At 64.6% G+C, this 19447-nt stretch carries 18 protein-coding genes, 1 tRNA gene and 1 pseudogene; 12 read left to right on the forward strand and 8 right to left on the reverse strand.

Annotated elements, in window-relative coordinates; all coding sequences use genetic code 11:
* Position 1 precedes the first annotated feature (1 nt).
* On the reverse strand, positions 2 to 5206 hold the full coding sequence (locus BLV07_RS34715; RefSeq protein WP_091894909.1) for an alpha-2-macroglobulin family protein: 5205 nt from the start codon (positions 5204 to 5206) through the stop codon (positions 2 to 4).
* 404 nt (positions 5207 to 5610) lie between these two features.
* On the opposite strand from BLV07_RS34715, the gene BLV07_RS34720 reads away from it, so the two are divergent.
* Positions 5611 to 5687, forward strand: a tRNA-Arg gene (locus BLV07_RS34720).
* Positions 5688 to 5694: 7 nt separating this feature from the next.
* Here the strand turns inward: BLV07_RS34720 and BLV07_RS34725 are convergent.
* Complete coding sequence (locus BLV07_RS34725; protein WP_091894856.1) at positions 5695 to 6978, reverse strand: hypothetical protein; 1284 nt, start codon at positions 6976 to 6978, stop codon at positions 5695 to 5697.
* 125 nt (positions 6979 to 7103) lie between these two features.
* Between BLV07_RS34725 and BLV07_RS34730 the strand changes: the two genes are divergently transcribed.
* Together BLV07_RS34730 and BLV07_RS49130 are read left to right on the forward strand one after the other, a co-directional pair.
* Entirely contained in the window at positions 7104 to 7331 is a 228-nt protein-coding gene (locus BLV07_RS34730; protein ID WP_091894859.1) for a DUF2171 domain-containing protein, read from the forward strand.
* A gap of 197 nt (positions 7332 to 7528) precedes the next feature.
* Entirely contained in the window at positions 7529 to 7798 is a 270-nt protein-coding gene (locus BLV07_RS49130) for a hypothetical protein (protein WP_244551306.1), read from the forward strand.
* Positions 7799 to 8040: 242 nt separating this feature from the next.
* On the opposite strand, the gene BLV07_RS34740 is transcribed toward BLV07_RS49130, so the two are convergent.
* A complete protein-coding gene (locus BLV07_RS34740; RefSeq protein WP_091894863.1) occupies positions 8041 to 8229 on the reverse strand; it encodes a hypothetical protein in 189 nt (62 codons plus the stop codon).
* 137 nt (positions 8230 to 8366) lie between these two features.
* Between BLV07_RS34740 and BLV07_RS47930 the strand changes: the two genes are divergently transcribed.
* The gene (locus BLV07_RS47930) at positions 8367 to 8528 is read left to right on the forward strand and encodes a hypothetical protein (RefSeq protein WP_091894865.1); all 162 of its coding nucleotides are present in this window, start codon (positions 8367 to 8369) and stop codon (positions 8526 to 8528) included.
* A 296-nt stretch (positions 8529 to 8824) separates the two neighbouring features.
* Here BLV07_RS47930 and BLV07_RS34750 read toward each other — a convergent pair whose 3' ends face one another.
* From BLV07_RS34750 to BLV07_RS34760, 3 genes are all read right to left on the reverse strand, one after another.
* Positions 8825 to 9580, reverse strand: a complete 756-nt coding sequence (locus tag BLV07_RS34750) for a hypothetical protein (RefSeq protein WP_091894867.1) — start codon at positions 9578 to 9580, stop codon at positions 8825 to 8827.
* A gap of 184 nt (positions 9581 to 9764) precedes the next feature.
* On the reverse strand, positions 9765 to 9977 hold the full coding sequence (locus BLV07_RS34755) for a hypothetical protein (RefSeq protein ID WP_091894868.1): 213 nt from the start codon (positions 9975 to 9977) through the stop codon (positions 9765 to 9767).
* A gap of 76 nt (positions 9978 to 10053) precedes the next feature.
* Positions 10054 to 10290 carry a hypothetical protein gene (locus BLV07_RS34760; RefSeq protein WP_176945952.1) on the reverse strand — a complete coding sequence of 79 codons (237 nt, stop codon included), beginning with the start codon at positions 10288 to 10290 and terminating at the stop codon, positions 10054 to 10056.
* 263 nt (positions 10291 to 10553) lie between these two features.
* Between BLV07_RS34760 and BLV07_RS34765 the strand changes: the two genes are divergently transcribed.
* A complete protein-coding gene (locus BLV07_RS34765; protein WP_091894872.1) occupies positions 10554 to 10901 on the forward strand; it encodes a DUF6481 family protein in 348 nt (115 codons plus the stop codon).
* 126 nt (positions 10902 to 11027) lie between these two features.
* Here BLV07_RS34765 and BLV07_RS34770 read toward each other — a convergent pair whose 3' ends face one another.
* Entirely contained in the window at positions 11028 to 11270 is a 243-nt protein-coding gene (locus BLV07_RS34770) for a pentapeptide MXKDX repeat protein (RefSeq protein WP_091894874.1), read from the reverse strand.
* 316 nt (positions 11271 to 11586) lie between these two features.
* Here BLV07_RS34770 and BLV07_RS34775 point away from each other — a divergent pair, with 316 nt between their 5' ends.
* From BLV07_RS34775 to BLV07_RS34785, 3 genes are read left to right on the forward strand one after another with little or no spacing between them, the layout of a single operon-like run.
* Positions 11587 to 12609: a TRAP transporter substrate-binding protein gene (locus tag BLV07_RS34775; protein ID WP_091894911.1), complete on the forward strand. Its 1023-nt coding sequence runs from the start codon at positions 11587 to 11589 to the stop codon at positions 12607 to 12609.
* Positions 12606 to 13160: a TRAP transporter small permease gene (locus BLV07_RS34780; protein WP_091894876.1), complete on the forward strand. Its 555-nt coding sequence runs from the start codon at positions 12606 to 12608 to the stop codon at positions 13158 to 13160. Before BLV07_RS34775 ends, BLV07_RS34780 begins: the two co-directional genes overlap by 4 nt.
* Positions 13157 to 14515, forward strand: coding sequence for a TRAP transporter large permease (locus BLV07_RS34785; protein WP_091894878.1), 1359 nt, complete (start codon positions 13157 to 13159; stop codon positions 14513 to 14515). The genes BLV07_RS34780 and BLV07_RS34785 overlap by 4 nt, the downstream gene beginning before the upstream one ends.
* A 140-nt stretch (positions 14516 to 14655) precedes the next feature.
* Here BLV07_RS34785 and BLV07_RS34790 read toward each other — a convergent pair whose 3' ends face one another.
* Entirely contained in the window at positions 14656 to 15339 is a 684-nt protein-coding gene (locus tag BLV07_RS34790; RefSeq protein WP_091894880.1) for a GntR family transcriptional regulator, read from the reverse strand.
* A gap of 209 nt (positions 15340 to 15548) precedes the next feature.
* On the opposite strand from BLV07_RS34790, the gene BLV07_RS34795 reads away from it, so the two are divergent.
* The 4 genes and pseudogenes from BLV07_RS34795 (at position 15549) to BLV07_RS34810 (ending at position 19442) form a co-directional block, all read left to right on the forward strand.
* The gene (locus BLV07_RS34795; protein ID WP_091894913.1) at positions 15549 to 16157 is read left to right on the forward strand and encodes a TRAP transporter small permease; all 609 of its coding nucleotides are present in this window, start codon (positions 15549 to 15551) and stop codon (positions 16155 to 16157) included.
* The gene (locus BLV07_RS34800; protein ID WP_091894882.1) at positions 16157 to 17422 is read left to right on the forward strand and encodes a TRAP transporter large permease; all 1266 of its coding nucleotides are present in this window, start codon (positions 16157 to 16159) and stop codon (positions 17420 to 17422) included. The genes BLV07_RS34795 and BLV07_RS34800 overlap by 1 nt, the downstream gene beginning before the upstream one ends.
* Before the next feature lie 23 nt (positions 17423 to 17445).
* Positions 17446 to 18428: pseudogene (locus BLV07_RS34805) on the forward strand (TRAP transporter substrate-binding protein).
* 87 nt (positions 18429 to 18515) lie between these two features.
* The gene (locus BLV07_RS34810; RefSeq protein ID WP_091894885.1) at positions 18516 to 19442 is read left to right on the forward strand and encodes a dihydrodipicolinate synthase family protein; all 927 of its coding nucleotides are present in this window, start codon (positions 18516 to 18518) and stop codon (positions 19440 to 19442) included.
* Positions 19443 to 19447: the final 5 nt, after the last annotated feature.

A 19447-nucleotide genomic window follows, 5' to 3' on the forward strand; every position in this document is an offset into this window, starting at 1 on the left:
CTCACTTCGCCGCACGCACCTCGACCGTGCCCGTGCCCGTGCGGCCGTAGCGCGAGGGATTATACATGTCCTCGACATAGGCCTGCGGCAGCACGTATTTGCCGGGCGAGACCGCGCGCACGACATAGGCGACGGTGAAGACCGATTTGGAATCCGAGGCCCGGTCGACCGCCGCGGTGAAGCGGTCGTCGCGGAATTCGGTGTCTTCAGGCTCCTCGCCATCCTCGATCCAGTCCAGCGTGCCGCTGTCGCCGGACGAGACCAGCTTCGGATTGTCGATCTCGAGGCCCGCCGGCAGATAGTCGGATACCATGATGTGGCCGTACTCCGGCTTCGCCTCAGTGATCTTCAGCACCACCGCAAAGCGCTGGTTCTGCTTAACCTTGCTGATGTCGGCGGGCTTGCCGTCGAGCGTGAAGTAATTGCGCTCGATCTTGAAGCCGTTCGCCGCCGCCGGCTCCGGCGTGACTGGCGAGCCCGACACCGAGACCACCGCCTGCACCGGCGCGTCGCCGGTGTTGGTGATCTTCAGCGGCTTGCCCTCCAGCGTCGCGGCCTTGTAGCTGCGATAGAGCGCGGTCTTGACCGGCTGGCCGTCCACTTCCATGGACAAGTTCTCCTTGGCCAGCGCCCGCGCCGCCAGCACCAGCCAAGCATTCTCCTGCGTGGAGGTGTAGGGCGTGAGCCCGCGCGCGGTCTCGACCCGCGATACCGCCTGCGTCAGCGTTGCCTTCGGCGCGTTGCCTTCACTGGCGAGCGAAACCAGCGCCGCGGCATCACGGAGCTGCGAGCCATAGTCGGTGCGGCCAAACTCCAGCACGGGTTTCGGCGCGAGGCTGTCGAGCGCGGCACCATAGACCCGCTCGGCGCGATTGCGGTCGCCGACCAGCGCCAGCGCCGCCGCAAGCTGCGACTTCGCGATTGGGGTTGCGAGGTTGCCGAGCTTAGTATCGGCGAGATAGCGGAGGTCGCCGATGGGAACCGCGCCATTGCGTGCGAGCACGTAGAGGCCATAGGCGAGCTCGCGGCCACCGTCCTTCTCCGGCTCGTTGGCATTGACGACGGAGTTGCGGATGCGGTCGAGCGCGTTCTTGAACAGCACATCCGGCACCGCAAAGCCCTTTTCGCGGGCGCGGGTCAGGAAGTCCGTCACATAGGCATCCAACCAGGCATCGTCACCGCCCGCCAACCACAGGCCGAACGAGCCGTTGGAGCCTTGCCGCGCCAAGAGCCGCTCGATCGCGTCGCGGATGCGTTGGTCAACCTCGGTGTCCATGGCGAGATGCGCGCCGGCGGCGAGATCGTTGACGTAGAGCAGCGGCATCGCGCGGCTCGTGATCTGCTCCGAGCAACCATAGGGATAGCGGTCGAGCGCTTTCAGGATCGTCGCGGCATCGAGCGCGGTTGACAGGCTCGCCGAGACCGAGACGCTGCCGGTGCCCGGCACAAGGTCGGAGAACATGTCCGGCGTCAGCGTCAGGCTCTCGCCCTTCGCCAGCGTGCGGATCGAGCGCCGCGCCAGCACCTGCGTCGCCGCCTTGACGTCGAGCGCATAGTGACGCGCGAGCGTAAGGTCGTTCGGCCCCTTGATGTCGACGTCGAGCGTCGCCTGCCCCGCCGCGGTTGCGTCGATCGCGAGCGAGAACGCGTTGCGCTGCTTGGCGGCGAGCTTGACTGTGGTCGCGGGATTGCCGGTCATCTTCACCGGCCCGCCCGTCTTCACGTTGATGACGTAGTCGCCGGCCTGGCCCTCGACATTGTCGATCTCGAGATTGACCGTGCCGCGATCGCCATTGAGCAGGAAGCGCGGCAGGGTCGTCGTCAGCACCACGGGATCGCGGATCACGACATCGGTGTTGGCGCGGCCGAGTTTCGTGGCGGTCCACGCCACCGCCATCACGCGCGCAGTGCCGGCGAACTCCGGAATGTCGAAGCTCACTTCCGCGGTGCCGTCAGCTGCGACCGTGACGATGCCCGAGTAGAGCGCGAGCGGCTTCTGGGTGGGCGGCGAGCCCTGGAGCTCGCCCGCACCGGCATCGCCGCCGGACTTGATCTGGCCGCGCGTGCCCGACATGCCGTCGATCAGCTGGCCGTAGAGATCGCGGATCTCGGCGCTGAGGCGGCGCTGGCCGAGATAGTAATCATCCGGCGCCGGCGGCTTGTAGTTGGTGAGGTTGAGGATGCCGACATCGACCGCGGCGATGACGATTTTGGCGTCCTCGCCCGGATTGAGCCCGTCGAGCTTGACCGGGATCTTCAGCGTCGAGTTCGGTCGGATCAGCGCCGGCGGCGTCAGCTTCACCTGCAACGTGCGGGTCTGCTTGTCGATGCCGAACCATTTCAGGCCGATCGCCCGGCCCGGCATGCGCTGGGCGGCCGCATCGAGCGGACGGCGCAGCGTCGCCACCACATAGGCGCCGGTGCCCCAGTCCTTGCCGATTGGAAGCTTCACCTGCGCGGTGCCTTCCTTGACGTCGATGGTCTGCGTCGTCAGCAGGCGGTCGCCGAGCACGTTGATGGTCAGCTTGCCGGCGCTGCGCACATTGACGGACACCGTCATGGTGTCGCCGGAGGCGTATTGCGGCTTGTCGATCGAGGTCTCCAACAGGTCCGGCGTGTCGGCGCTACCGTCGGAATACCAGCCGACGTCGAACTGCACGGAGGTCACCGGGCCGTCGGCGTCGTTCGACTTCACATCCAGCCGATAGCGGCCGGGCTGGGGGTTCAGCGAAATCCGCGACGGTTTGTCGGCGGCGATCACGACATCACCATCGGCAGCGCGCGAGGTCGACTTGACTGGCTCGTACTCCCAGTAATTGTTCTGGCGATACCACTGGTAGCGCGACTCCATCTTCAGGAGCTCGTAGCGCAGGCCATCGCGGGCGAGCGTCTTGCCCTCGGGCGAGACGAACACGACGTCGAACTCGGCCTTGTCGCCCTCGGCGACGTTCTTATCGCCGAACAGCGGCTTGACGCCGATCATGGCGGTCGCCGGCGCGATCGGCAGCACGAGCTTGCGTTCGACGGCACGGCCGCCGGTCTCGACCATGCGGACGAAGATCTGTGCCTCCTGCGGGCGGGTGGAGGCCGGCTGCTTGTCCAGCGTCACCGGAAAGGTCGCAACGCCGTTGGCGTCGGCTTCGGGCAGGTTCTCCAGCGGCGTGCGCTCGTTCGAGGTGGTCTCCTCGTCATCGACGCCGAACTGGTAGCCGGCAAAGCCCAGGCGCTCGCTCGCAGGCGCGACCAGCATGTCGCCTTCGAGCTGGAGGCCCGAGGCCGGCGCGCCATAGAGGAAATGACCGTCCGCCTTCAGCTCCACTGGAGCATTAGCCTTGATCAGCTTGTCCTTGGCGGACAAGTCGAATTCGATCCGATCAGGGACATAATCCTCGACCATGAAGGTGGTCTCGCCGACCGATGTGCCCTTTGGGTCGGTGAAGGCGCGCACCCGCCAGGTCCCGGTCGGGACCGCCGAGTTGAGCGGCACGGCGAGCGTGCGGCCACCGGCGCCCTGGTCGGACAGCACGGCGCGGCGGAATTCGACGCCGTCGGGGCGCTCGATCAGCAGCGTCAGCGGCCCGCCGGTGACGGCGTTGCCCTGCCCGTCACGCAAGAGCGCAGTGAGATAGACGGTCTCGCTGGAGCGATAGACGCCGCGCTCGGCATAGACGAAGGCATCGGCGCCGGCCGGGACTGCGCGGCCCGAAACGCCACGGTCGGACAAGTCGAAGGCGCTCGTCTTCAGGCTGAGGAATGCATAATCGGCCTTCTCGCCCGTGACCGTCAGCAGCGCCGGCGACAGGCCACCCTCCCCGCGCGCGAGCCCCGCCTCGAACAGCACATGGCCGCTGTCGTCGGTCTTGCGGGTGGCCAAAATCTCATTGTTGCGGGCAACCAGGCGCACCTCGGCCTTGCCGACCGGATTGGTCGAGGCCAGCGAGTTGACGAAAACGTGGATGCCGTCATTGCCGGAATAGGCCGACACGCCGAGGTCGGAGACGATGAACCATTGCGTGGCCAGCTGGTACTCGTCGTTGGAGCCCGGCCCCTTGGCCGCAGCGGTCATGACGTACACACCGGGCTGGAGCTCGCCGAGCGCCTGGTCGACCGGGAAAGCCGTGGTGACGTCCTGGTTCAGTGTCATTGCGGTCGCAAGCTCGCCGGACCAGACCTTGACGCCGCGCTCGTCGCCGAGATCTGAGAGCTGATATTTCGACAGCGTCTTCTGGAAGTCGCTGTCGACCACCGTGTTGATCAGGTTGCGGTCGCCGATCCGGAACACGTTGATGCTGACCGCGGGCGTGTTGACGCTGACCACGGGAATGCCGCGCTGGCCGGTCCTGGGCAGCACATAGGCGCGGCTAGTGAAGCGCACGAAGGGTTTTCGGTCGCGCACATAGACGTTGAACTCGGCCGATTTCGGCAGGCCCTCCTTCACGGCCGACGGCAGGCCGGCGCGCAGATTGATGTTGTAGCGCTCGCCGTGCTTCAGCCCGTCGACGCAGAGCTGCTTGCCTTCGGCCGACAGCGCCGGCTTGTCCTGCCCCGCCAGCGCCAGGAACGGCGCGAAGTCGGTGCGCTTGGCCAATTCCTCCGAGAACTGGAAGCAAGCGCGCGGGCTCGCCGAATCCGAGTCCACGGTATAGTCGAACAGCCGGAAACCGTGCTCGTCGCGCAGCTTCTCATACTGCCCGCGGACGTCGGCGACCTCGCGCATGTCCAGCGACAGCCGCATCGCATCCAGCGCCGGCCGCCACAGCTTGCGTTCGGCCATCGACTTGCCGAGCACGGCGAGCGCGTCGGCCTCCTCGCCCGGATTGCCGGCGCGCTGGTAAGCGATATAGGCGGCAGTCGAGGCACGCTCCCAGAGGAACGTCTGCTCGCTCGACGTCTTCGGCGAGATCTGGAAGATGACCTTGGCGAGCCGCAGCCAGTTGCCGGCATCCTCCGGCGTGGTCGCCGCGATCTGCCCGAGCACCGAGAGGCCGGTGCGATAGTCGTTGCGCCGGAAGGCGGCGTCGGCATCGGTACGCAGCGTCGCGCTGGTCTTGGCGACCGGGCCCGCTTCGCTCTTGATCTGGGCCTCCAGCTTGATCGCGGAATCGGCGAGATCGTCGCGCTTGAACGCCTTGTCGGCGGCCTGTGCTGCGCTAAGGCCGAGCGCCAGGGTGGCGCAGAGTGTGACGGCGCGGATCAGACCGATCATGATGGACTCCCGGAAATCGCGGACGAACGCCGCGGCGGTAAATGAAATGCGCGGAATGGTGACGGACTCAAGGCGATGGAACCAAAGGTGCAAATCGTCGCATTCGCCATGATAAGGCAAGCCCAGAGGAGACCGATCAAGATGCCGCCGCGCACGCCGTCCTGATGGCGCAGCAATACCAGACCGGTCGACCGGTGGCCGTGTCCCGGAAGCTAGCCAGCGCTCCCGGCGATGTGATCCATCGTCCAGTACACTGCCGCTCAACCCGGCACCCTGACACCCCACCGTTCCGCTTTGTCGCGGCTCTGACGAAAACGGTTCGGTTCAGACTTGGCGAAACGCCAGATTTTTCATATTGGCATGGTAGATGAACAGCCAGCCCCCGAACCGGGGCGGCCGAAGACGGTCCCGTAGCTCAACTGGATAGAGTAGCGGATTTCTACTCCGCGGGTTGCAGGTTCGAGTCCTGCCGGGATCGCCAGCCTTGTTCATCTTCCAACCTCAGCCTGATGCATCGTCCACCACCGGGCGATGGCCGCGGCCAGATTATTCCACAGCTCCGTCGGCAAATCCGGGACCGCCACCCGGACGCTATACTGGTCCGTGGTCGCATCGTGAAACCACTCGGTCGCGGCGAAGTCGAAACCGAAGCTGCCGGCGTGACGGATGGGGAAGCCCTCGCCGTGCAGTTCGTTGCTCATGTCTTCGGCGGCCTGTCGCGCGCTGGCCTCGTCGAGCGGGCGTCTGCTCCGAAGCGTCACGTAGAGGCCGTGGGTGAAATGGAGCTCGGCCGACAGCGCCGGGAGCTTCGCGGCAAAATATCGGGCCGTGCTTCGTCCGTTGCGCAAGATCGCCGCAACGCGCCTTTTGGTCAGAGCCCAGTAGGTCGCACTGCCCGCAAAGGGCGGGAAGTGTGCCGGCAACGCCGCGCCGCCGAGCAGCCGCACCGCGTTACGCGTTTCGGCAGCGAGTCCTTTGCAGTCAAGGCGCCCCGCCCGCTGCTCGTGCTCATTGCCGTGCACGAAAACCGCCGAGCCGAGCCGGCCATATTCCGCTCCGAGCGAATCGAGCTTGTTGTGGCTTCGCACCAGCACCAGCGGAATTCCGTATCGCCGGGCCCACCGCAGGACACGCCTGATGCGACCCGATCTGCCGGCGAAACAGGTCGTGTCGAAAACCAGGAGATCGAGCCCCGAGCCATCACTATGCAGCGCGGCCTCGAAAGCGCCGGAGAACGAGCAGGAATCGAGCAACAATATTCGCGGCGAATTTGCCCGGGCGAAGGCATCGCCCAGCGGCAGCTGCAAGTCCACGAGCCGCAGATGAGGGACAAAGCTCCGGATCAGCTCCAGCGTCTCGCCGTAGGAGCCTGGGAGCACGATAATGTCAGCCTTGTCGACGATCCGCGCGGTGGCAAGGAGCACGGCGGAGAGCGCGGCCATGCCTGACGCGGTGTAGATCGCCGTGCTCGTGCAGCCGCACTCGAGCTCATAGAACGAAGGACCGCGTACCCTGAGATCGGCGCGCTGGTAGTCGTAATTGAACTCGAACGGTCCGCTGGCAGGATCGGCCGTGTGCGACCAGGCCGTCTCCGTCGCCTTCCACTCATGCAGCTCATGCTCCGCCCTCAGCGCCGCAGTGATCTGGAATTTGGACCTGACGACCTCGTCGACGGATCGCGGACGTGCCAAATCGAGCCGGTTCCTCAGACAATCATTCAACAGCCTGAGTTCCTGATGCTTTCGTTCCAGATAGGCTGCAAGCGTCTCCATGCGGACCTTGGACAGGTGCCATCTGCAACGTCAACGTCCGGGCCTTGCGTTGGGTCCAGCATCTGCCCGCGCGGTCTGCAACGAAGGCCGCTCTTCGCAGTTAAAGACTGTGCAAGGAGGACATCATGGCTGATATCAGAGAGCACATGAAAATCATCGGCAAGGACGGTGCCCATGTCGGCACCGTCGATCGCGTCGAGGGTAACCGCATCAAGCTGACCCGGAAGGACAGCCCCGAGGGTCACAAGGACCATCATCACTATATCGACATGAAATATGTCGGCGCCGTCGAGGGCGACGTCGTCAAACTGTCGGTGAATGCCGACGCCGTGCCGAAGACGGAAGCGGCATAAGACAATAAGCCCCTTCGGGGGCTTTTTCTTAGTTCACGGAGCCGCTTCGAGGCTCGCCGATTCGAGGGGCATTCCGATCTGGTCGCACTTCAAGAAAGCGTGCGCAGACCTGTCCGGCGGCCCGGAGAGCCCTACCTATCCGGCATGCAAAAGAGCTGTCGAAGGATATTGTGATGCCACCATCCGATTGGACAAGAATGGCCATCACATCTGGGGTTGCCGCCACCGCCATGGCATTTTTGGCGATTGACGCTGTCGTGGATGTGAGCCCGGGCGGCATCGCAAAGCGCCTTGAAGTGGTGCAAGCTTCTCTTACGGACGCCGCGGTCGGTCACCATCAACTGGCCTTCGCCGTTCGGGCCTGGGCGCGTGGAAGCGACCAGACGCATCGTCCGGCCGCCTATCAAACATGCATCGAGCGTCACGAGCACAGGCCGCAGCCGGGAGGCATCGATCGCGGCGTTTGACGGCAGCAGTTGTCGCTGCTGCCCGCGCAGCATCATGCGGTCGATCCTGTTCAGGATGAAGCGGGCTAAATCCTTGTGAAAAATTCTGCGCGTCGTGGAACGAGACCACCACCGGCACGTTGGATGTGGCGAAATAAGGTGGTGCCGACCTACCAGCCCCGGTCGGCTTTGAAGGACCCCGTGCTTGTCCCCCGAGCACGGGGTTTTTCTCGTCGCGAATGAGGCTGCCGGCCGTAATGCGGCTAGTCCGTCCGCTCCTCACGCCGATCGCGGGCGAGCTGGTGCCAGGCCAGGGCCAGCTGGATCAGGCGTTGCCGATCGGCGCCTTCGGACGCTGCGGCCCGCCTCATCGCGGCCTCGGCCTCGTGCTGTGGATCGTACTTGCTGCACATGAGGCTGACCCTATAACCGGCCGATCTGGACAAGCGCATGGCAATTTCGCCCGTATGATTGCGGGGTACTTTCCTCGGCATCTAAGGCGCGTTTGAGGGTCTGTGAACTGGGTCACAGCCTGCACCCGGTATCTCCGCTAAACAGCGCTCCAACGCTCCACGGTGGTGTTCAGGTCATGACACACAAAGCAGCAGCCGAAGCGGTCGTCCCGACGCAACGACAAAGGTCCGACCTGCTCGGCATCGCCTATCTCGGCACCATCACCATCGTGATGCTGGCCTGGATCGGCGGCTTGGTCTGGGCCGCGATGGCGTTCTTCAACTGGCTGGTGTCCTGACGCGCAAGGCGGCGAGCCTGCCGTGAGCGAGCGACAGGGGTCGTGCGCTAGAACAAATGGGGCAGCATCTGCGAGAGCTTGATCCCGCCGCAAACGATGATGGCCCACAACGCCACGCTGATCTGGATGGCATCCAGCATGTCCCACATCCCCCGCGAATCATCCCGACGTTTTTTCTTTTGAGACTTGCGCGAGGCGGCAACGAGCGCCAGCGCTAATTTGAAGCCATCGCCGGCGCGTAAAAAAAGAGGCGGGCCTGGGCTCGCCTCTGCTGCTTCAGATCTAGCTTGGAAAGCTCAATAGCACGCGCGGGGATCGGCCTGCACATACTGGCCGTTCGGATAGCGGTAATAGCAAGTGTCCTGCGCCCAGTAATAACCGGGCTGAGATGCGGCCGTAGCGCCGGCAATTGCTCCCGTCGCCCCGCCGAGAACCGCGCCTGCGGCAGCTCCCGTTGCGTTGCCCGAGAGCAGGCCACCTAGCACGCCACCGACGATGGCGCCGCCCAGTGCGCTTGCGCCGGGATCGGCCGGCGGCGGAGGCGGAGGTGGCGGCTCATACGCGACCGGAGGTGGGGCATAGGCCACCGGCACATCGTCGATGTAGTCCTCGGAAATGTAGGCCGGCGGGCCCGCCATCCGCTGCGGATAATAATACCAGACGCCGCCAACGTCCCACCACCAGCCGGACCGACCGTTGCGGACTTCGTGACGCCAGCGCCCGCCGTCCCAGGCGAGATTGCCGCGATAGGCGTGTCCGCCCCAGTCACGCGCCGGAGCAGGACCGCGCGCATAACGTCCCGGCGGCGGACCGCCGGCGTTGCGCGGGCCGGGACCGGCATGGGGCTGCGGTGCGGGCCGGGCTGCCTGCTGCGGCGAAGGCTCCTTGCGCATGTTCTGATTGGTCTGGGGCGGCGCGCCTGCGGTCGGCCTTGCCGGCAGTTGGCCGGCGTCCTTCGTCGGCCTGGCCTCCTGCGCTTGCGCCGACAGCGCGAGCAACGACATGGCCGAAACCAAGGGAATGATGATCTTCATGCGGCTGGACGCACTCATGCGTGCTTGACCCCCTACTCTCGATTGCCGTGGTCCCTGGCGCGATAGACGATTCGCCTCACGCTGGGCTGATGCCGGCTGACATAACTGACCTGCTTGATCGGCCAAGTCCCGTTACAAATGATTAAGATCAGAGCAATTTTTCGACCCCGAAGGGCTGCAGAGGGTCGCGCCCGGACCGCTCCTAGCGCGCCGGCTCGATCGGATTGCAATTGGTCCGCCCCGACATCAGGCAGTCCTGCATCTTGCTGGCCGAAGTGAGGTCGCGGGCAAGCCACCAGCCGACGCCGAGGATCAGAAGCGCGATGATCAAACCGGCAATCGCGCCGCGGCGGCTGTCAGGGGGTGGAGGTCTTCTAGGCGATTTGGGCTTCTGGCCCGGTTCAGGCTTGGGCATGGCTACCTGATTGCGCAACCGGACTGGCTTTATCACCTCTGCGGCAGCCCGTCACATCCCGGTCGGCCTCGCGCGCTCAGCCCCGGGTCTGCCGGATCGCATCCTTGCGCGAGGTCTCGACGGCCGGAATTGCCTGCTGGACCCGCGGTGCACAGGTTGTGAGCACGAACGCTGTTTGGGTGCATTCCCAATCCGCACCGAGAACGGCGCTCTCGATTGGCTGCGGACGGGCTAGCAGCAACGCGGCGCCGGCCAGCGACGCCACTACGAAGGCGGCTGCGAGCGCCTTCAGCCTCAGTCGGAAGATCGTCATGCCCGTGCTCCGTCTCGTTGGGGCGGACGCTAGGCGCCGCTCCGCATGCTCCCTTATGAGGGACATCACAATTCGGCAGTTTTTCCGGGCTACGAGATCGTCGGGGCTGGCGATTTTTCGTTGACCTGGTCGGCTGCGATTATGGGTGGCTTCGCGACGCGCGCCGATGTACACGCTTCTGCGTCGCGTGGCGCCTGCTATGCCCAGCCGACGTACCAACAGGCACTGATGTAGGATTGAAAGCGAGGAAGACAAGGCTCGTAATGAGTGGATTCAGGGAACCCGGCTTCGCAGACCGGCAAAAGGCGGCACAGGACGCCCGCAAAAATCTTTTGAACAAGTTCAAGTCACAGCCGGGCCCCGATGATCCGGCCGTTGCGGCACGCCGCGCCGAGCGCGAGGCCCTCGCGGCCAAGCGCGCCGAGGCCAAGGCTGCGCGCGAAGCCGAAAAGGCCGAGCAGAAGCGCCTCGAGGAAGAAGCCAAGGCTGCCGAGGCCGCGCGGATTGCACGCGAGGCCCAGGAAGCCGCCGAAAGGCAGGCAGCCCTGGAAGCCGAGCAGAAGGCCAAGCGCGATGCCCGCTACGCGGCACGCAAGGCCAAGCGCAAGTAACGCTCAAGAGTAACGTTCAATTGAAATTGAACTGAAGCGCCACTCCGGGGCGGTCCGTGGGGCCGCACCCGGAATTCGAGATCGCGCGGCTCGCCTCAGGCGAGCGTTGTGCGACGAGGACGGGGATCAATTCTTCTTCATCATCCCATCGTCTTTCTTCATCCCGTCCTTCGACATGTGATCCTTCTTCATGCCCTCGTCCTTGGACATGGTATCCTTCTTCATGCCGTCCTTGGACATCGTGTCCTTCTTCATCATGCCGTCGTCCTTGCCCATCTTGTCCTGAGCAAAGGCGGCCGGCGACAGCGCGAGGCCAAGCGACAGAGCGGCAGCCGAAACGCCGAGCACGATGCGGGTGCGAATGGTCATGAGCAGTCTTCCCTTCGATGTTGGTCAGCGACGGATGCCGCTATCCTGTCTCGACGGATTGCCACGCGGCGTTGTTACGCGCTCGCGGATAAATTTCCGCGATACCGCGCCATCCTTTGGTGCAGGCCCGCGCGGATCGGAAGTGTGCAGCGCAGCACGACCGGCACTTGCCGCGACATTCGGTCTCGAACTATCAGATGAGAGATCATCGGGTGAAAGACCGGCTAGGATGGCCTACACGCCGGTCTCAAAGACCCAGACCCAAATCACGCCAAACAAGAACCGTCCAAAGAACCGTCTCCAAGGGGATCACACCATGCTTACGCGCCGTCATCTGATCGCGACTGCCGTCGCCGCACCCGCCATTCTTCGTTTCGGCACCGGTACGGCGCAGGCCGCCACCACGCTGAAGATCTCGCACCAGTTCCCGGGTGGCACCATCGACAAGGGCGATTTCCGCGACCGGCTCTGCCGCATGTTCGCCGCCGAAGTCGCCAAGCGCAGCAATGGCGACATCGCCGCCGAAATCTATCCGAACTCCTCGCTGATCAAGACCAACGCGCAGTTCTCCGCGATGCGCAAGGGCGCGCTCGACATCAGCCTCTATCCGATGCCCTATGCCGGCGGCGAGCTGCCGGAGACCAATATTGGTCTCATGCCGGGCCTCGTGACCACCTATGACCAGGGACTGCGCTGGAAGAAGGAGCCGGTCGGCAAGGCGCTGACCGACTTCCTCGCCGACAAGGGCATCATCCTGCTCACCTGGGTCTGGCAGGCCGGCGGCGTCGCCAGCCGCTCCAAACCGATCGTCGCGCCGGAAGACGCCAAGGGCATGAAAGTGCGCGGCGGCTCGCGCGAGATGGACATGGTGCTCCAGACCGCGGGCGCCTCGGTGCTGTCGGTGCCATCGAACGAAATCTACGCGGCAATGCAGACCGGCGCCTGCGATGCCGGCATCACCTCCTCGACCAGCCTGATCTCGTTCCGCCTCGAAGAGGTCGCGAAGTCGCTGACCTCGGGCGCGGGCGCCTCCTACTGGTTCATGCTCGAGCCGCTGATGATGTCAAAGGCGATCTTCGACAAGCTGCCGAAGAACCATCAGGACATCCTGCTCGCGGTCGGCACCGAGCTCGAGGCCTTCGGCCGCAAGGGCGCGCAGGACGACGACATCGAGGTCGCCAAGGTCTATGAGAAGGCCGGCGCCAAGGTCTCGGTGCTCGACGCCGCGACCGTCGGCAAGTGGCGCGACATCGCCCGTGACACCGCCTGGAAGGACTACAGCGCCAAGACTGCGACCGCTGCGAACCTGCTCAAGCTCGCCACCGACGTCGCGGCATGAGCCACGGTCCGCTTCCGGATCGTGATGACCTGCCGAACACTGCCGCAAGGACAGGCCTTGCGGCAGCGATCGATCGCGGTCTCGCCGTCCTCAACAGCATCATCATCGTGTTCGCAGCGATCGCGTTGGTCGCGGCATGCACGATCCTGAGTTATAGCGTGCTCAGCCGCGCCCTGTTCAAGGCCGCCAATTACTGGCAGGACGAGGCCGCGGTGTTCCTGCTGGTCGGCGCGACCTTCATGACGGCGGCCTACGTGCAGCAGAACCGCGGCCACATCGGCATCGAGGCCTTCGTCGGCCTGCTCTCGCCGTTCGCGAACAAGGTCCGCCTCTGGCTGGTTGACGCCGCAACGTTCCTGTTCTGCGCCTTCTTCACCTGGAAGTCCTGGACGCTGGCCCACGAAGCCTATGTCGACGGTCAGGTCTCGAACTCGATGTGGTCGCCGCCGCTCGCTATCCCCTATTCGCTGATGGCGCTCGGCATGAGCCTACTCTGCGTCCAGATCATCGTGCAGCTTGCGCTGCCTTTCGCAGGAGCCAAGCGTCCATGAGCGTTTTCGGTATCGGCCTCGCCTACGGCATCGCGACGCTGCTCGTGATGTTTTCGGGCATGCCGATTGCGTTCGCGCTTGGCGCGGTCGCAGTCGTGTTCATGGGCATCTACATGCCCGCCGCTTCGCTCGATACGGTGACGCAGAACGTCTACGAGGAAATGGCTTCGATCACGCTCTTGTCGATCCCGCTCTTCATCCTCAAGGGTGCCGCGATCGGCAAGTCGCGCGCCGGCCAGGATCTCTATTCGGCGCTGCATGCCTGGCTGCATCGCGTGCCCGGCGGACTTGGCGTCGCCAACGTGTTCGCCTGCGCGCTGTTTGCGGCGATGGCGGGCTCTTCGCCTGCGACCTGCTCGGCAATCGGCTCGGCCGGCATCCCCGAGATGCGCAAGCGCGGCTATTCCGGCGGCTTTGCTGCCGGCATCATCGCCGCCGGCGGCACGCTTGGCATCCTGCTGCCGCCCTCGATCACCATGATCCTGTTCGCGGTCGCCGCCGAAAAGTCGCTCGGGCGGCTGTTCCTCGCCGGCATTGGGCCCGGCCTGCTGCTGGTCACCCTGTTCGGCGCCTATGCCGTGATCCGCTTCCGCCGGGAATACAAGGCGGCCGAGGCGATCTACAAGAACGGTGGGCCGCAGGCCGCGATCCTTACGCGCGACGAGTATACGCTCGCCGAACGCTTCAGCCTGCTGCCGCGCGTCATTCCCTTCGTGCTGCTGCTCACCGGCGTCATGATCGCGCTCTATGGCGGCTACGCCACGCCGTCGGAAACCGCCGGCCTCGGCGGCCTCCTGGCGCTGGCGCTGATCGCGGCGATCTACAGCGTGTGGCGGCCGAGCGATCTTGCTCCGATCATGCGGTCGACGATCCGGGAATCGACCATGCTGATGATGATCATCGGCATGTCGCTGCTCTATTCCTACGTGATGAGCTATCTGCACATCTCGCAATCGGTCGCCGAATCCATCGTCGCGATGCACTTGCCGCGCTGGGAGCTGCTGTTCGCGATCCTCGTCATGGTCGTGGTGCTCGGTTTCTTCCTGCCGCCGGTCTCGATCATCCTGATGACGGCGCCGATCATCCTGCCGCCGCTCCGCGCCGCCAATTTCGACATCATCTGGTTCGGCGTGGTCATGACCATCGTGATGGAGATGGGGCTGATCCATCCACCGGTCGGCCTCAACATCTTCGTCATCCGCAACGTCGCGCCCGACATTTCCCTGAGCGAGGTGATCTGGGGCACGCTGCCCTTCGTGCTCTTGATGATGGCCGCGGTGCTGCTGCTCTGCTTCGTGCCGGAGATATCGACCTGGCTGCCCGATCTGGTGATGGGGCCGGACGGGAGCAGGTAGAGACATTCGCAACTGCCGTAGCGTGGGCAAAGCGGCTTGTCCGCCGTAGCTCGAAGAGCGAAGGCGGAAGCGTGCCCACCACTCGTGAATGCGACTGCGGACAGATGGTGGGCACGGCGCAAATGCGCCTTTGCCCCACTCTACGAATTCTCCTTCCGGCGTTGCTTCGGCGCGATCGCCACCACCTGCAACAGATCCTTGCGCACGGCCTCGATGTGCCGCTCCAGGAAGCGGCAGGCCTCCTCGACCTTCTGCGCACGGCACAGCGCGATTAGTTCGGCGTGCTCCTTCTCGGCGATCCCCATCGCCTTGGTGTTGGAGAGCTGGAGACGCGTGTAGCGGTCGCTGGTCTGGAGCAGTGACAGCACGATCGCGCGGGTGCGCGGCTGCGGGGCGTGCACGTAGAGCGCCATGTGGAAGTCGGCGTTGAGTTGCCCCCATTCACTGACGTTCCTCGCCTTGATCGCCTTCTCGAAGCTCCGGTGGATGTCGGCAAGCCCGTCGAAATCATCAGCGGTGAAACGCGGCGCGGACTGCGCCAGAAGGCGCGGCTCCAGGATGCGGCGCAAGTCGAACACGTCGTTGATCTCGTCCAGTGACAGTTCGGAGACGATGGCGCCCTTTTGCGGCACGATGCGCACCAGCCCCTCGGCTTCGAGCTGGAATAGCGCCTCGCGAACGGGGATACGGCTGACGCCATAGGCCTCGCCAAGCGCATCCTGCCGCAGCTGCGATCCCGCCGGATATGTGCCGTCGAGGATTGCCTGCCTGAGCTGGTCGACGATCGCAGCCGAGAGCGTGCGATGCTTCAGAGGCTGTTTCATCTGACCTTCTGTCTTCCTTCGCGACTCATCCGGCCGAAGCGGTCCCTCTCTTGCATGTTGAAGGGCCCAGCAAAAGCCGGTGCCCAGCAAGAGCGCGGACCGCCGCCGAAATGACCGCAATCTCCGTTTGACACTCCAAATGTATAAATTATACATTTGGCGATAGCACGACAAATCTCGGGGTTGGGGCCTCCATGATCGAGCAGACGATGCCGGCCACACGCGCATTCAGCGTTCGACGGATCATCCTCCGCGCGTCCGGCGCCCTGCTCGCGGTCGAGCGCCTCGCGCTGATGGGCCTGATGTACCTGCTCACCGGATTGATCCTGGTGAACGTCGTCACCCGCTACTCGCATTTCCCGATCTATTGGATCGACGAATCCGCGGTCTATTGCGTGGTCTGGCTGACCTTCATCGGCGCCTCCGCGATGACGCGGCTGCGGCTCGATTTCGCGGTGACCATGCTGACGGAGCGGCTTTCGCCGCAGCACCAGAAGCTCGCCAAGGTGATCTCGACCGGCCTCGTCGTCGTGTTTGGCGCCGCCTTGATCGTCACCTGCGTGCTCTGGATGGACCCGGTAGGTCTCGCCCGCGCCGGCTTCGACGGGCGTAAGCTCGCGGCCGAAACCTTCAACTTCCTCTACACCGAGCACACCCAGACGCTGAACTGGCCGACCTGGGTGCTCTATCTGACGCTGCCGATCTTCGCGGTGTCGATGACCATTCACGGGCTCGCCAATTTGCTGGAAGTTCTCGGGCTGGTCCCGCGCGTCACACCTAAGGGCTTTCAGCTCTCCGAGCTGGACGGGGTCAACTGATGATCACGTCAGCAGCCTTCATGGCGTTCATGCTGGTCGGCGTGCCGATCGGCCTCTGCCTGTGCCTCGCCGGCCTCGTCTACATCGCCGCATCCGGCAACCCGGTGCTGTTCCAGTCTTACCCTCTCCAGCTGTTCGGCGGCGTCGACAGCTACGGCCTGATCGCCATTCCGCTCTTCATCCTGATCGGCGAGATCATGAACGGCGGCGGCATCACAAGGCGCATCGTCGACATGGCGATGGCGTTCGTCGGCTCGTTCAAGGGCGGGCTCGCCTACGTCAACATCCTCGCCAACATGTTCATCTCCTCGATCCTGGGCTCTGCGACCGCGCAGGTCGCGATCATGGCCCAGATCATGGTCCCGGAGATGGAGAAGAAGGGCTACGACAAGACCTTCGCCGCGGGACTGACCGCTTATGGCGGCATGCTCGGGCCGATCATCCCGCCATCGGTGATGTTCGTGGTCTACAGCGTGCTGGCGCAGGTCTCGGTCAGCGACATGCTGATCGCCGGGATCGTGCCGGGCGTCATCCTCACGGTGATGTTCTGCCTCGTCATCGCGCTGATGGGCTACGTCTACAACTATCCCCGCGCGGATTATCAGACGACGCGTCAGCGCATCATGACGATCCTGCGGACGTCTCCGACACTGCTGATCCCGATCGTCATCGTCGGCACCATTCTCGGCGGTCTCGCCAACGCCACCGAATCCGCCGCCGTCGGGGCCGTCGCAGCAGCACTGGTCGGAAAATTCTGGACCAAGGAGTTCGAGTTCTCCCAACTGCCGCAGATGATGCTGCGCAGCGCCATCTATTCGGCGATCGTGCTGTTCCTGGTGGCGGCCGCGGCGGTGTTCTCCTGGGTCCTGATCTTCGGCAAGGTGCCGCAGGAGACTGCCGCCTGGATCCAGACGGCCGCCAAGGACCCGGTCAGCTTCATGCTGATCTGCAACGTCATCCTGCTGGTGATCGGCACGGTGATCGACGGCATTCCCGGCCTGATCATGACGGTGCCGATCCTGCTGCCGGTCGCGACCGACGTCTATCACATCGACCCCCGGCATTTCGGCGTCGTGGTGGTGATCAACCTCGTGCTCGGCCTGCTGTCGCCGCCGGTCGGCCTTTGCTTCTTCGTCGCAGCCGCCGTCACCGGCGCCAAGCCCGGCAAGATGTTCATGGTGACGCTGCCCTTCTTCGTCATCGCCTGCGTCCTCCTCGTGCTGCTCTCGCTCTACCCGTCGCTCTCGCTGATCCTCGTCAAATAGGCCCATCCAAAAGGAGCCCGACCATGCCGCTTTCACGCCGCCGCTTTCTCGCCGCCAGTGCCGCCGCATCGGTGTTCGCGCCCTCGCTGGCACTCGCCCAGGCCAAGGAATTCCGCCTCGGCCTGATCACGCCCAACGGCCATTCCTGGAACAAGGCCGCGCTCAAATTCGGCGACGATCTCAAGGCGGCCACCAGCGGCCGTCTGACCGTGAGCGTGTTCCACTCCGGCCAGCTCGGCAACGAGCCGGCGATGATGCAGCAATTGCAGTCCGGCGCGCTCGACATGGGCTTCATCCAGGCCGCCGAGCTCGGCTCGCGCGTGCCGCACATCGCCGCGATCAACGCGCCCTACATCGTCCGCTCGACGCCTGCGGTGGCAAAATTCGTGCGGCATCCGGCGGCGGTGAAGCTGTTCGAGGTGCTCCGCAGGAGACCGGCACGATCGGGCTCGGTTGGGGCATCACCGGCATGCGCGCGGTGTTCTCGTCCAAGGACCTGAACACGCTGGCCGACATTCGCGGCATGAAGCTGCGCATCAATCCGACGCCGGTCTATCGCGATTTCTATTCCTCGCTGGGCGCAGCGCCGACGCCGATTCCGACGCCCCAGGTGTTCGACGCCATGGCCAACGGCCAGGTCGACGGCCTCGAGGCCGATCTCGAATTCTCCTGGAACCAGCGCTTCGACAAGGTGTCGAAGGTGATCCTTCAGATGAATGCCGTCTTCATGCCGATGGCGGCGGTCGTCTCGGGTCGGGTCTGGCAGTCGCTCCCCGCAGCCGACCGCGAGCTGATCACCAAGACGATCAGGTCGACGCTGGACGTGCAGATCGACGAGCTCGCCGGCAATGAGCCAGCGCTGATCGAAAACTTCAAGAACGCGCCGATCCCGATCCGCCAAGTCGATGCCAAGGACACCGAGGCCGTCATTGCCGAGTTCGACAAGATCTGGCTGCCCAAAGCCCCCGTCCTCGCTGAGCTGCGCAAGGTCGGCGTGACGCTCTGATCTTAGCCGCCATCCTCTTCACAACACCCGGCGGATCCAGCCCCCCGCCGGCGCAATCTACCTTGCAAATTTACCTGGAGTGAAATCATGAGCCGCCGCGTTTCCTGGGAAGGCGTCTTCCCGGCCGTTACCACGCAATTCAATGACGACCTGTCGCTCAATATCGATGCGACCGCCAAAGTCATGGATGGCCTGATCCGCGACGGCGTCTCCGGCCTGATTGTCTGCGGCTCGGTTGGCGAGAACACTTCGCTGGAGCGCAAGGAGAAGGTCGCGATCATGGAGGCCGCGAAGTCGGTCGCGGCCGACCGCGTGCCCGTGTTGTGCGGCATCGCCGAGTTCACCACGGCCTTTGCGGTCGAGACCGCCAAGGAAGCCGCGCGCATTGGCATCGACGGTGTGATGGTGATGCCGGCGCTGGTCTATTCCTCCAAGCCGCACGAGACCGCCGCGCATTTCCGCGCCGTCGCCTCCGCGACCGACCTGCCCGTGATGCTCTACAACAATCCGCCGATCTACAAGAACGACGTCACGCCGGACATCCTGGTCTCGCTCGCCGACGTCGAGACCGTCGTCTGCTTCAAGGATTCCTCCGGAGACACGCGGCGCTTCATCGACACCCGCAACATGGTCGGCGATCGCTTCGTGTTGTTCGCAGGCCTCGACGACGTCATCGTCGAGAGCGTCGCCATGGGCGCCGTGGGCTGGGTCTCCGGCATGTCGAATGCCTTCCCGCGCGAGGGCGAGACGCTGTTCCGTCTCGCCAAGGCGGGGCGCTTCGCGGAGGCGATGCCGCTCTACGAATGGTTCATGCCGCTATTGCACCTGGACGCACGCCCTGACCTCGTCCAGTGCATCAAGCTGTGCGAGCATATCATGGGCCGCGGCGCCGCGCTGACCCGCCCGCCCCGCCTGGCGCTGCTGCCGCAGGAGAAGGCCGAGGTCGAGGCCATGATGGCCAAGGCGCTGAAGAACCGGCCGCGCCTGCCGGACGTGGGCCTGAAGGCGGCTTAGGCGAA

The sequence above is a fragment of the Bradyrhizobium sp. Rc2d genome (genome assembly GCF_900099855.1).
In the GTDB taxonomy this organism is placed as follows: domain Bacteria; phylum Pseudomonadota; class Alphaproteobacteria; order Rhizobiales; family Xanthobacteraceae; genus Bradyrhizobium.

Bases quoted from the DNA above. Each gene is read 5' to 3' on its own strand.
- BLV07_RS34725 (WP_091894856.1), bottom strand. From the start codon at position 6,978: ATGGAGACGCTTGCAGCCTATCTGGAACGAAAGCATCAGGAACTCAGG.
- BLV07_RS34810 (WP_091894885.1), top strand. From the start codon at position 18,516: ATGAGCCGCCGCGTTTCCTGGGAAGGCGTCTTCCCGGCCGTTACCACG.
- BLV07_RS34740 (WP_091894863.1), bottom strand. From the start codon at position 8,229: ATGCGCTTGTCCAGATCGGCCGGTTATAGGGTCAGCCTCATGTGCAGC.
- BLV07_RS34765 (WP_091894872.1), top strand. From the start codon at position 10,554: ATGAGTGGATTCAGGGAACCCGGCTTCGCAGACCGGCAAAAGGCGGCA.
- BLV07_RS34715 (WP_091894909.1), bottom strand. From the start codon at position 5,206: ATGATCGGTCTGATCCGCGCCGTCACACTCTGCGCCACCCTGGCGCTC.
- BLV07_RS34775 (WP_091894911.1), top strand. From the start codon at position 11,587: ATGCTTACGCGCCGTCATCTGATCGCGACTGCCGTCGCCGCACCCGCC.
- BLV07_RS34730 (WP_091894859.1), top strand. From the start codon at position 7,104: ATGGCTGATATCAGAGAGCACATGAAAATCATCGGCAAGGACGGTGCC.
- BLV07_RS34785 (WP_091894878.1), top strand. From the start codon at position 13,157: ATGAGCGTTTTCGGTATCGGCCTCGCCTACGGCATCGCGACGCTGCTC.
- BLV07_RS49130 (WP_244551306.1), top strand. From the start codon at position 7,529: ATGGCCATCACATCTGGGGTTGCCGCCACCGCCATGGCATTTTTGGCG.
- BLV07_RS34750 (WP_091894867.1), bottom strand. From the start codon at position 9,580: ATGAGTGCGTCCAGCCGCATGAAGATCATCATTCCCTTGGTTTCGGCC.
- BLV07_RS47930 (WP_091894865.1), top strand. From the start codon at position 8,367: ATGACACACAAAGCAGCAGCCGAAGCGGTCGTCCCGACGCAACGACAA.
- BLV07_RS34800 (WP_091894882.1), top strand. From the start codon at position 16,157: ATGATCACGTCAGCAGCCTTCATGGCGTTCATGCTGGTCGGCGTGCCG.
- BLV07_RS34780 (WP_091894876.1), top strand. From the start codon at position 12,606: ATGAGCCACGGTCCGCTTCCGGATCGTGATGACCTGCCGAACACTGCC.
- BLV07_RS34795 (WP_091894913.1), top strand. From the start codon at position 15,549: ATGCCGGCCACACGCGCATTCAGCGTTCGACGGATCATCCTCCGCGCG.
- BLV07_RS34755 (WP_091894868.1), bottom strand. From the start codon at position 9,977: ATGCCCAAGCCTGAACCGGGCCAGAAGCCCAAATCGCCTAGAAGACCT.
- BLV07_RS34760 (WP_176945952.1), bottom strand. From the start codon at position 10,290: ATGACGATCTTCCGACTGAGGCTGAAGGCGCTCGCAGCCGCCTTCGTA.
- BLV07_RS34770 (WP_091894874.1), bottom strand. From the start codon at position 11,270: ATGACCATTCGCACCCGCATCGTGCTCGGCGTTTCGGCTGCCGCTCTG.
- BLV07_RS34790 (WP_091894880.1), bottom strand. From the start codon at position 15,339: ATGAAACAGCCTCTGAAGCATCGCACGCTCTCGGCTGCGATCGTCGAC.